The organism is Mycobacterium simulans, assembly GCF_900232995.1.
Classification (GTDB): domain Bacteria; phylum Actinomycetota; class Actinomycetes; order Mycobacteriales; family Mycobacteriaceae; genus Mycobacterium; species Mycobacterium simulans.
In genome coordinates this window covers 1-4,039 of record NZ_OCVX01000043.1, presented here as the reverse complement: position 1 = coordinate 4,039, position 4,039 = coordinate 1, and the positions used below count along the sequence as shown (strand labels likewise).

General features: G+C 71.2%; 1 protein-coding gene and 2 pseudogenes. 2 read left to right on the top strand and 1 reads right to left on the bottom strand.

Going from position 1 to position 4,039, the window contains the following annotated elements; genetic code table 11:
* Positions 1-2,514 (top strand): annotated as a pseudogene (locus tag MSIMFI_RS26865) (PE family protein); the annotation flags it as partial.
* A gap of 46 nt (positions 2,515-2,560) precedes the next feature.
* Here MSIMFI_RS26865 and MSIMFI_RS29915 read toward each other — a convergent pair.
* The gene (locus MSIMFI_RS29915; RefSeq protein WP_396820596.1) at positions 2,561-2,992 is read right to left on the bottom strand and encodes an ATP-binding protein; all 432 of its coding nucleotides are present in this window, start codon (positions 2,990-2,992) and stop codon (positions 2,561-2,563) included.
* Here MSIMFI_RS29915 and MSIMFI_RS26855 point away from each other — a divergent pair.
* A pseudogene (locus MSIMFI_RS26855) lies at positions 2,992-3,916 on the top strand (carbohydrate kinase family protein). The gene MSIMFI_RS29915 and the pseudogene MSIMFI_RS26855 overlap by 1 nt on opposite strands.
* Positions 3,917-4,039: the final 123 nt, after the last annotated feature.

The window sequence follows — 4,039 nt, the reverse complement described above, 5'->3', positions numbered from 1 at the left end:
GGCGGACAAGGCGGGGTCGGCGTGAACGGCCTGGCCAACCAGCAAGGCGGAATCGGCGGCACCGGCGGTGCCGGCGGCGTAGGCGGCGCGGGGGGGCAAGCGCCGCTGCTTTCCGGCCGCGGTGGGGCTGGTGGCCTGGGCGGGGTCGGTGGTGCCGGCGGCCTCGGCGGAAACGGCGGCGACGGAGCGACTCCGGGCATCGGCGGGACCGGCGGCACCGGGGGGGCCGCCGGCCACGGCGGCGCCGGGGGCGCCGGACAGTTGTTCACCGCCGGCGGCCAGGCAGGTGGCGAGGGCACCGGTGGTACCGGCGGGACCGGCGGAAACGGCGGAAACGGCGGAAATGGCGTCACCGGCGCCGACGGCGGCAACCCTGGCGATAACGGCCAGGCCGGTGGTGATGGCGGTGCCGGTGGCACCGGCGGAAACGGAGGAAAGGGAGGTTCCGGCGGCACCGACCACACCGGCCACGCCGCGACCGCCGGGGTCGGCGGCACGGGCGGTAACGGCGGTTCGGGCGGCGCCCCCGGCGATGGCGGCAACGGCACCGCCGCGGTGATGGGTACCGGCGCCAACGGTGGCGCTGGCGGGGCCGGCGGCGATGCCGGGGCAAGCGGGGCCGGCGGCAGCGGCGGTAGCGGCTCTGTGACGGGTGCCGCAGGTCTGGCGGGCGATATCACATACGCCGGCGGTAACGGCGGCGATGGGGGTAATGGCGCGACAGGCGCCGACGGCGGCACCGGCGGGGCAGGCGGCAACGGCGGCATCGGTGGTAGCGGTGTCCACGGCGCTGCGGGTGGTGCGGGTGGAGCCGGAGGTGCGGGTGGGGACGCTGATGCCGGGCTCAATGGTGCTGACGGGGTGGCACCTGGTACGCCTGGCGCTAATGGGCTCAGTGGAGGCAAGGGCGGCGCCGGCGGTGCTGGTGGGGTCGGCGGTGCCGGCGGTACCGGCACCGTGACCACCGGTGCCCAAGGTGCAGGCGGGGCTGGCGGGAATGGCGGCAATGGCGGCCAGGGCGGTAATGGTGGCGCGGGTGCCGCGGGTGACTGGAGCGCCAATGATGGTGTGGGTGGACGCGGCGGTGATGGTGGCGACCCGGGTACCGGTGGGGTTGGTGGTACCGGCGGGGCCGGTTCCACCCAAGGGCCCGACGGCCTGTCTGGGTTGACTCCGACCAGCGGCGGCAACGGCGGCGTCGGCGGGACCGGAGCCGCAGGCACTGCCCCGGGACAGGCCGGGGGCACCGGCGGGGCTGGTGGTAACGGTGGGTTGGTTGGTAATGGTGGTGTCGGCGGACCTGGGGGAGCGGGAGCGGCCGGAGCAGACGGTCAAGACGCCTCCAGCCCCGGCGGCACCGGTGATGACGGCAGTCTTGGTGGTAGCGGCGGCAACGGTGGCGCCGGCGGCAACGGCGGAGTCCTGGCTGGTGTGGGTGGAAAAGGTGGAGCCGGCGGGACCGGTGGGACCGGCGGAAACGGCGGAAACGGCGCCACCGGTGCCGACGGCGTCGACCCTGGCGATAACGGCCAGGCCGGGGGGAACGGCGGCGCCGGTTGGACCGGCGGCCAAGGCGGTAACGGCGGTGCCGGTGGCACGGCGCTGTCTACCGGCATAATCGCTGCTGCCGGTGCAGGCGGCAACGGTGGCAATGGTGGTATCGGCGGGGCCCCCGGTAACGGTGGCCACGGCGCGCCCGGCGGGTCGTTTGCAGTTCCCGGTGATGGCGGCAGTGGTGGTAACGGCGGTGATGCTGGTGCCAGCGGCTTCGGCGGATCTGGCGGTACCGGGTCCACCCCGGGGGAGACTGGTTTGGGGGGTAACACGCCTTATCAAGGGGGCGCCGGGGGAAACGGTGGCGCGGGCGGTAGCACCACGGAGGCCCTCGCCAACGGGGGCAACGGAGGCGCTGGTGGTGCCGGCGGGAAGGGCGGCGTTGGCATGTCGGGCGCTGGTGCTGACGGTGGTGCCGGCGGCGCTGGTGGCGACGGTGGGCAAGGTGGTGTCGACGCGACGGGCGGTAGCGGCGGTGACGGCGGAAGCGGTGGTGTCGGCGGGTACGGGCTGCCCGTTGGCGGGGCCGGCGGCTCGGGCGGTGTTGCCGGTGCCGGCGGGACTGCTGCACACGGTGGCTCCGGAGGAAATGGCGGCGCCGGCGGCGCCGCCGGATATAGCAACGGGGTCGGCGGGGCCGGCGGGAACGGCGGGAACGGCGGAATCGGCGGGAACGGCACCTTCCTTGGTGGGATCGGCGGAATCGGCGGGAACGGCGGAATCGGCGGGAACGGCACCTTCCTCGGCGGGGACGGTGGTAACGGTGGAGTCGGTGGTGGAGGCGGTGACGGCGCAACCGGCGGCAAAGGCGGAAACGGCGGAAACGGCGGCAACGGAGGTTCCAACGACGTAGGGAGCGGCTCCGTCGGCGAAGCAGGTGGTCCCGGCGGCAACCCCACCGGTCAGAACGGCGGTGCCGGTGGAACCAGCGGCCAGGGTGGGGCCGGCGGTGATGAATAACAATCATTGCCACAGATCGGTCGGGCGCCGCTGCAGCTGGTGCGGATCAACGGACACCGCGGCACTTGCCCGTGACAGACAGGGCTCCTGAGTTCTTGATTAGCACGCGTGTGGCCTGCTGATTTGGCGGTCTGTGAGGAGGTCGATCCCGCAGTTGTTGCTGAAGGCGGGTGAGTCGGCAGGCTTCGGCAAAGTTGTCGGCACCGCGGAAGGTTTTGGCGAAGCGCACGTCGCCGACGCGGCGGGCTACGGCGTGGCTAAATGCTTGACCCACATAGGCTTTCCCGACGCCGACGGGGCCGTAGAGGATGACTGATTCGCCGGCGCCCAGCCAGCGCAGCGCGGCTAGATCACGCAGCATCGCACCAGGCAGCTTGGGTTGGCCGTGAAGTCGAAGTCTTCGATGGTGGCTTGGGCTTCGAACTTGGAGCGGCGCAATCTTCGTGTCAGCGCGGCGAGTAAGGTCGTCCTCACACAGTGCTTGCAGGAATTCCAGGTGGCCGAGCCCGCGATCGCGGGTCTGGGCTAGTCAAGGAGGTCGGCGGCAGCCCGTTGAATGTCGCCGTCGGGCTGGCCAGGCTGGGCCGCGACGTCGATTTCCTGACCCACATCGGTGACGACATGCACGGCCAACGCATCGGCGACTACGTCAAAGCCTCTGGGGCACAGCTTGTTCCGGAAGGCAACGCGGCCGCCCGCACGCCCACCGCAGTGGCGACGATTGCCGAAGACGGGTCGGCCAGCTATGAGTTCGACCTGGACTGGCAGCTCTCCGGGATACCGCCCGTTCCGCCACCGCTTTTCGTGCACACCGGATCCATCGCCGCCGTACGTGAACCGGGATGCTTGGCCGTCGCAGCTCTGCTCGACACCTATCGAGTGTCGGCCACAGTCACGTTCGACCCCAATGTGCGCCCCTCGCTGATCGTCGACCGAGATCTGGCCCGCGAACGCATCGAGAACCTCGTCGAACGCAGCGACCTCGTCAAGGCTAGCGAAGAGGACCTGCGCTGGATCAATCCCAACCACAGCCCGGAGCACACCGCACGCACCTGGTTGGCGCCCGGACCCGCGATCGTGGCGCTGATCAGGGGCGATCGGGGCGCGGTGCGTTCTGCGCGGCCGGCGAGGCACGGTGGCCGCAAGGCCGGCTCGGGTGGTGGATACCGTCGGCGCCGGCGACGCGTTCATGCTCGGCCTGCTCGACAGGCTATGGGAGCTGGGCTTGATGGGCGCCACCCAGCGAGCTGACCTGCAGCGGATCGGGCTGCACACGTTGACGTCCGCGCTCGAGGCGGCGACTGCATCGTCGGCGCTCACTGTCATCCATGCCGGTGCTGATCTACCGGATCGGGCAACCCTTAGCGCCGCCGCAGGTTCCAGGTACACGCTTGCCAGCTAGTGTCCTGAGTCATTAATTCATGGGTTCTTGTTAGAATGGGTGATGCCGTCACCGCATGCCGCGCAGATCGTGTTGACCGAGGATGAACGCGCCGAGTTGGAGGGCTGGGTCCGGCGTCGCAAC